This window comes from Hansschlegelia beijingensis, from assembly GCF_045505405.1.
Classification (GTDB): domain Bacteria; phylum Pseudomonadota; class Alphaproteobacteria; order Rhizobiales; family Methylopilaceae; genus Methylopila; species Methylopila beijingensis_A.
The window spans coordinates 1-6,730 of the sequence record NZ_JBJKEX010000156.1 but is presented as its reverse complement, the minus strand read 5'-3'; the positions used below and the strand labels follow the sequence as shown (position 1 = coordinate 6,730).

Here is a 6,730-nt window from a genome sequence, read left to right as displayed (position 1 = left end):
GGCCGCGGCGCGAGAGCCGTCCTGGGCGCGCTGCTGGTGCTGCTCGGCGCCGGCGTGCTGAGCGGCTACGACAAGACCCTCGAGGCCGCCCTGCTGGACCGCTCTCCCGACTGGCTAACCGACCTCAGCACGCGTCTCTAGCGCCAGCTTCACCGGCCGCTCGCCGCCCGCCCCCTGCGGCGGCTGGGCGCACTAAGACATTGGCGGCATTGCGAAGCTTCGGACCGCTCTCTAGGCTCGCGCCTCATCCGCAAATCCAAGAAGCTTGCCTAACTTGGAATGCCAGGACTGAGGCTGCCGAAGCTTAGGCCGCCGGAGGAACGCAGGGGCGCATGAAGAAGAACAAGGTCACCTCGGCCGCGGAGGCCATGGCGCTGATCCGGGACGGCGACGTCGTCACCACCACGGGCTTCGTCCAGAGCTGCATCCCGGAGGCGCTGCACGCGGCGCTCGAGAAGCGCTACGTCGAGACCGGCGCGCCGCGCGACCTGACCCTGATCATGACGGCGGGCGCCGGAGACAGCAAAGGCCTCGGCACCGGCCGGCTGCACCATGAAGGCCTGCTGAGCCGCGTCATCGCCGCGAATTTCGGCCGCATGCCGAAGGTCGCGCAGGCCGCGAAGGAGAACCGCATCCGCGGCTACAACCTGCCGCAAGGCGTGATCTCGCAGCTCTATCGCGCCTGCGCCGCGGGCCAGCCGGGGCTGTTCTCTAAAGTGGGCCTACACACCTATGTCGATCCGCGTCATGGCGGCGGCAAGGTGAACACGCTGACGGACGAGGAGATCGTCAAGGTCGTAGACGTCGATGGCGAGGAGTGGCTGTTCTACAAGGCCACCAAGATCGACGTGGCCTTCATCCGCGGCACCAGCGCGGACCCTTCGGGCAACATCTCGATGGAGAAGGAGGCGCTGACGCTCGACTGCCTCGCCCAGGCGATGGCCGCCCACAACAATGGCGGCATCGTCATCGCGCAGGTCGAGCGCATCGTCGACGACGGCTTCCTGCTGCCGAAGGACGTGCGGATTCCGGGCATCCTGGTCGACTGCGTGGTGCTCGCCGACGCCGAGCATCACCGCATGAACTACGGCGTGCAGCACGATCCGGCGCTCGCCGGGCAGATCCGCGTCCCGGTGACCGGCATCGCGCGCATGAAGCTCGACGCCCGCAAGATCATCGCGCGCCGCGCTGCGTTCGAGCTGCCGCCGAACGGCGTCGTCAACCTCGGCGTCGGCGCGCCGGAGGGCATCTCCTCGGTCGCCAACGAGGAGAAGGTCACGCCCTACATCACGTTGACCACCGAGGCCGGCGCGGTCGGCGGCGTGCTGGCGTCCGGCTCGAGCTTCGGTGCGGCCACCAACGCCGACTGCATCATCGACCAGAACCAGATGTTCGACTTCTACGACGGCGGCGGCCTCGACATGACCTGCCTCGGCATGGCCGAGTGCGACCAGGAAGGCAACGTCAACACCTCGAGCTTCGGCGGCAAGCTCAACGGCTGCGGCGGCTTCATCAACATCAGCCAGAACGCCCGCAGCGTCGTCTTCGCCGGCACCTTTACGGCCGGCGGACTCGAGGTCGAGATCGAGAACGGCGAGCTGAGGATTCTCAAGGAGGGCCGCTCGCGCAAGTTCCTGAAGCTCGTCGAGCAGAACACGTTCAGCGGCCCCTACGCCAAGCAGCGCAGCCAGCCGGTGATCTACGTGACGGAGCGCTGCGTGTTCCAGCTCACCAAGGAGGGGCTGGAGCTGATCGAGGTCGCGCCAGGCGTCGACATCGAGCGGGACATCCTCCCGCACATGGACTTCCAGCCGATCGTCAACAAGCCGATCCTGATGGACCGCAGGATCTTCCTCGACGAGCCGATGGACCTGCTGTCGGACCTGCTCAATCTCAAGCTCTGCGAGCGGGTCAGCTACGATTCCGACCGGAACATCCTGTTCCTCAATCTCGAGGGCTGGCAGGTCCGGCAGAAGAGCGACATCGACGATCTCCGCCGCGTGCTCGTGGAAGCCTGCGAGAAGGCCGGCAAGCGCGTCAACTCCGTCGTCAACCATGACGGGTTCCGCATCAGCGAGGCGTTCTACGACGACTATGCGGGGATGATCGAATATCTGATGGAGCATTATTACGCGACGACCACCCGCTACACGACCAACGCGTTCCTGCGGCTGAAGATGCAGGAGGCGCTGAAGAAGCGGGGGCTCGCGCCTCATGTGTTCGAGCGCAAGGAGGACGCCCACGCGTTCCTCGAGCGGCACGACATGTTCAACGCCGCGATGGGCGAAGTCGAAGAGGACAACGAGGCGGCGGCGGCGGCCTGAGGCCGCCGCTCGCGCTTTCCTCAGTCCGGCAGGCCGAAGGCGATCACCGCGCCGCCCTGGCGGAAGCCCCAGATCTGGCTTCCGCCGGCCGCCACCGCGACATACTGCTTGCCGTCGACCATGAAGGCGATCGGCGGCGCGTTGACCCCGGCGCCGCAGTTGAAGCTCCACAGCTTCTTGCCGCTTCGGGCGTCGAAGGCCGAGAAGTCGCCGCCGCCCTCGCCCGTGAAGGCGACGCCGCCGGCGGTCGCCAGCACCCCTCCGATCAGCGGCTGGGCCGTCTTCTCCTGCCAGAGCAGCTTGCCGCCGGCCTTCAGATCGATCGCGGTCAGAAGGCCGTACATGCCGTCCTTCGCGGGCTCGATGTTGAAGTAGCGCACCGCCGGCTTGTCGGCCGTCGCCGCGATCTCCTGCGCCCTGTAGGTCGAGGGCCAGTGCATCGCCGCCACATAGGCGACGCCGTTGGCCTCGTCGATCGAGGCCGGCGACCAGTTCACCCCGCCGCCGACGCCCGGCGCGATCACGATCCCCTCCGGGGTCGGCGCCCGGAACATGTTGGACTGGGGGACGAACGGCTCGGAGCGAAACAGCAGTTCGCCGGTCGCCCGGTCGTGCACGAAGTACCAGCCGAGTTTGCTGGCCTGTCCGACCACTTCTCGCTTCTTTCCGTCGACATCGAGGCTGAACAGCGAGGGCGGGCTGGCGACGTCATAGCCCCACATGTCGTGCGGGGTCTGCTGGTAGTGCCAGACGAGCTTGCCCGTGCGGGCGTTCAAGGCGACAAGCGACGAGGTGTAGAGATTGTCGCCCGGGCGGCTCTCGCCGGCGGCCTGCGGCGAGGGGTTGCCGACCCCGAGGAACAGAACGCCGGTCTTCGGGTCGAGCGCGGGGGCGTGCCAGATCGAGCCGCCGCCATAGCGCCAGGCGTCCTTGTGCTCGGGCGCGGCCGCCTTCTCGGCGGCGATGTCACGGTCGAGCGGAACGCCGTAGGGCGTGGTCTGGCGGAAGACGCCCTCCCATCCTTCCTGCGTGGTGTCGAACCGCCAGACCTCTGCGCCCGAGGAGGCGTCGAAGGCGGCGATGAAGCCGGGGCGGCCGTAGCGTCCCGCCACGCCCACCACGGCCCCGAGCGGCGCCCCGGGCCGGTCGCTGTCGAGATGCAGCCCGTAGCCAACGCCGGTGATGCCGATGATCACCTTGCCGTCGAAGACCAGCGGCGCCGAGTTCGCGCCGATGCCGGTCGAGCCTGACACCGCGCCCTTCAGCGCAGGATCGGCCTTGCCGAGCGACGCGCGGTCCTCGGTGGGTTCGGGCTCGCTCGACGGATCTGCGAGGGGCGCGTCCCACACGACCTTGCCGGTCGCCTGGTCAAGCGCCACCAGCCGCGCGTCGACGGTTGCGACGAAGATCTTGCCGTAGCCGATCGCGACGCCGCGGTTCGCCGGCCCGCAGCAGAGTTTCTTGGTCCGCGACTTGTGCTCGTAGCGCCAGATTTCGCGCCCGGTCTTCGCGTCGACCGCCATGACGTGGGAGAACGGCGCCGAGAGATACATGACCCCGTCAGCCACGATCGGCGACGTCTGGAAGGTCGCGGCCGTGCCTGTCTGGTAGATCCACTTGGGGACCAGCCGCTTCACCGTGCTCGCGTCGATCTGCCGTAGCGGCGAGAACCGCCGATCCGCGTAGTCGCGGCCGGGCAACAGCCAGTTCGCGGCGTCGGCGTCAGCGGCCAGGAGGCGTGCGTCGTCCACCGGCGCGGCCGCCGCGGGCGACCCGATCTGCGCGAGAGCGAACATGAGGGGCAGGAGGATCCGGGCGCGGCGACTCACAGGCGGCTTCCCCCATTCGCGGAACTGCCCAAACCATCGATCAACACGGGCGCCGCGCCAAGCGGGACCTTCGCGGTCCCGATCGTCATGTGCGATGTTCGGCGGGAGCCAGCCGCAAGACCGCCGTTCAGGAGGCCTCCCGATGCTCACGCTGCTCGCCGCCCTGCTCATCGGCCTCGTCGCCGGATCCCGAACCATGACCGCGCCGGCGGCCGTCAGCTGGGCCGCGCAGCTCGGCTGGCTTGATCTCGAAGGGAGCTGGCTCGCCTTTCTGGGCTACGCATGGACGCCGGTCGTGCTGACCGTCCTGGCCGCGCTCGAGCTCGTCGGCGACAAGCTCCCCCGGACGCCGAGCCGAAAGGTCCCGCACGCCTTCGCCGCGCGCATCGTCAGCGGAGCCATCTGCATATCGAGGCCGGGGTCGCGCGCAAGGTGCTGCGCTTCCACGACGGCGCCGTGAATGCTGTCGCGGCGCTGCCGGACGGCCGTTTCGCCACCGCCTCCGAAGATGGACGCATCGCGCTCTGGACGAGCGCAGGGGGCGAGCCGGTTCAGGTCATCTCCGCCCATGAGGGCCCGATCGCCGGGCTGGCGGTCTCTCCCGACGGCGCCTCGCTGGCGTCCGCTTCGTGGGACGGGACGGCGAGGATCTGGCCGCTGGCCAGTGGCGGCGCGGGGCGCGTGATCGAGGGCCACAAGGGGCCCGTCAACACGGTCGCGTTCCTGCCAGACGGGCGCCTCGTCACCGGAGGCCATGACGCCACGGTCCGGATCTGGCCGCGGGACGATGCGGCGGCACCCGTGATGGCGCAGCTTCCCTCTCCGGTAAACGCGCTCGCGATCGCGGCCGATGGTGAGATCGCAGCCGCCGGCGCCGACTTCACGGTGCGGTTCCTGGCGCCGGACGGAGCGGTCCGGGCGGAGGTCGAGATCGCGCCGGCGCCTGTCATCGCGCTCGCAATGTCGCCGGACGGGGCGAGGGTCGCGGCCGCGACCGCGGGGGGCGCAGTCGCCATCGTGGAGCGCGCCACCGGGCGCATCCTGAACAGGCTTGTGGGCCCTGGCCTGCCGGTCTGGTCGCTCGCCTGGCGACCCGACGGCGCGGAGATCGTCACGGGCGGGAGCGATCGGCTGGTGCGGCGCTGGAGCGCCGAGACCGGCGCGCCCGTCGGCCCCATCGCCATGTCCCAGCTCGCCGATCCGCTCGCTGAGTACGCCGGTGATCGCGGCGCCGAAGTGTTCCGCGCCTGCGTCGCCTGCCACACGTTGAAGAGCGGCGAAGGCGAACGGGCGGGACCTACTCTGGCCGGCGTGTTCGGGCGCCGGATCGCCACCGCGCCGGACTATCGCTATTCCGAGCCGCTGCGGAAGATGGACATCATCTGGAACGCGCGCACCATCGCCGAACTCTTCGACATCGGGCCCGCGCGCTACACCCCGGGCACCAAGATGCCCGAACAGAGGATCACGAGCGCGGCGGATCGGGAAGCGCTGGTTCAGTTCCTCCAGAGGGCGACCGCGCCCCGTTGAGCGGCGCCTCCATGGGCGCTACCGCCGCGCGCTCGCGCAGATAGTCTTCTGTGGTCCGGGTCGGCGGTCGCTCCGGCGCGGCGTGCGGATCGAACTCCTCGTTCAATGCGGCCTCGACGCGGCAGTCGTCGCACATCTTCAGGATGCGGATGCGGCGTTCGCCCTCGACCCCGGCGAACATCCAGTGCCGGCCGTGCAGCTTCTCGATCACCCGCTCGATCGTGCTGCGCGTCCCGAAGGGCTTCGCGCAGACGACGCATTCGAACGGCTCCTCCTCCTTGAGCGTGCGTCGCGGAGCAGCCCAGGCGTCGAAGTCGAGCTGCGGCTTGAGGCTGATGACGTTCTCCGGGCAGGTGTTGGCGCACAGGCCGCACTGAACGCAGAGATCTTCCTTGAAGGTCAGCTGCGGCCGATCCTGGTTGTCCGAGAGGGCCTGGGTCGGGCAGGCCCCCACGCACGCCAGGCAGAGCGTGCAGGCCTCGGTGCGGAACGCCAGGCCGCCAAACGGCGCGCCGGTCTCGAGCGGCACGAAGGCGACGGGCGCCGGCGCGACGGCGTGCATCTGTCGAAGCGCGAACCGGAACGTCTCGCGCTTGCCGCCGAACGGCATGAAGGTCGCCGGATCGGGGGCGGGCGCGCCGCGCTCGGCGCTCGCCAGCGCTTCCGCGAGATGGTCGGGATCGTCGGCCGAGATGATCGAAACCGGCAGGGTTCCCGCCAGGCCGCCATACCCCTGGGCGACGGCAAGCGCGTTCGCGAGCGCGATCGCGCGCAGCAGGCTGTCGAGGTCGTGCCGGGGCCGCGCCCTCGTCAGGACGTGCGCCCCGACGGCGCCGTAGGCGAACAGGGCCGCGAACTGCTCCGGGCCGATCTGCGTGATCTCGTTCACCTGAACCGGCAGAACCTCCGCCGGCAGCCCTTCGCCGTAGCGCGCGAGCGCATGGATCAGCGGCTCGCCGTGGTCGCCGTCGTGGAACAGCACGACAGGCTCCGCGCCGCCGGCGGCGAGGTAGGCCAGCAGCAGCGCCCGCACCCGCCGCATCAGCG

3 protein-coding genes and 2 pseudogenes are annotated in these 6,730 nt (G+C 69.6%); 3 read left to right on the top strand and 2 right to left on the bottom strand.

The genetic code is table 11. The features are described 5' to 3' along the window. Window positions 1–332 precede the first annotated feature (332 nt). Entirely contained in the window at window positions 333–2,324 is a 1,992-nt protein-coding gene (locus ACIKT0_RS10845) for an acyl CoA:acetate/3-ketoacid CoA transferase (protein WP_407105358.1), read from the top strand. A 20-nt stretch (window positions 2,325–2,344) separates the two neighbouring features. On the opposite strand, the gene ACIKT0_RS10840 is transcribed toward ACIKT0_RS10845, so the two are convergent. Further along, entirely contained in the window at window positions 2,345–4,120 is a 1,776-nt protein-coding gene (locus ACIKT0_RS10840) for a pyrroloquinoline quinone-dependent dehydrogenase (protein WP_407105357.1), read from the bottom strand. A 175-nt stretch (window positions 4,121–4,295) separates the two neighbouring features. Here ACIKT0_RS10840 and ACIKT0_RS10835 point away from each other — a divergent pair. Beyond that, window positions 4,296–4,556, top strand: a pseudogene (locus ACIKT0_RS10835) (DUF4126 family protein); the annotation flags it as partial. 5 nt (window positions 4,557–4,561) lie between these two features. Beyond that, window positions 4,562–5,683: pseudogene (locus ACIKT0_RS10830) on the top strand (c-type cytochrome); the annotation flags it as partial. Here the strand turns inward: ACIKT0_RS10830 and ACIKT0_RS10825 are convergent. Next, a partial coding sequence (locus ACIKT0_RS10825) for a 4Fe-4S dicluster domain-containing protein (RefSeq protein ID WP_407105356.1) occupies window positions 5,619–6,730 on the bottom strand: 1,112 nt, incomplete at its 5' end. The pseudogene ACIKT0_RS10830 and the gene ACIKT0_RS10825 sit on opposite strands and share 65 nt — an antisense overlap.